Origin of the sequence: Pseudoalteromonas sp. S3785, from assembly GCF_005887365.1 — a bacterium.
Classification (GTDB): domain Bacteria; phylum Pseudomonadota; class Gammaproteobacteria; order Enterobacterales; family Alteromonadaceae; genus Pseudoalteromonas.
Genome location: NZ_PNCT01000164.1, coordinates 1 through 355 on the forward strand (window position 1 = coordinate 1; position 355 = coordinate 355).

1 protein-coding gene is annotated in these 355 nt (G+C 38.3%); it reads left to right on the plus strand.

Features of this window, described 5'->3' with window-relative positions; genetic code table 11:
* Positions 1-74: 74 nt before the first annotated feature.
* The coding region (locus tag CWC17_RS18990; RefSeq protein WP_283956925.1) for a glyceraldehyde 3-phosphate dehydrogenase NAD-binding domain-containing protein at positions 75-355 on the plus strand (281 nt) is incomplete at its 3' end.

The following is a 355-nucleotide window of genomic DNA, read 5'->3' on the forward strand; positions in this document are numbered from 1 at the left end:
AATTGAAAACAAAGACTGGCAAGCCATTGAAGCGCTTGCTCGACAAGCATGTGAAGTTAAATTGGAGTCTAAAAATGATTAATTTAGCAAGTAATGGCGATGGCCGTATCGCTCGCAATGTATTACGGGCACTTTACGAGTCAGCACAAAACACTGAGATTAAAATTGTAGCAATTAACGATTTAGCACCGGCTAACGTAAAAGCGCATTTAACACAATTAGACTCAGTACATGGTCAATTTTCTCAAATAGAAACACTTGAAGAAAACACCATGTTAATTGGTGACGACGTAATTACTTTGACGCAAGATCGTTACCCTGCAAACTTACCGTTGAAAGAGCTTAACGTAGATAT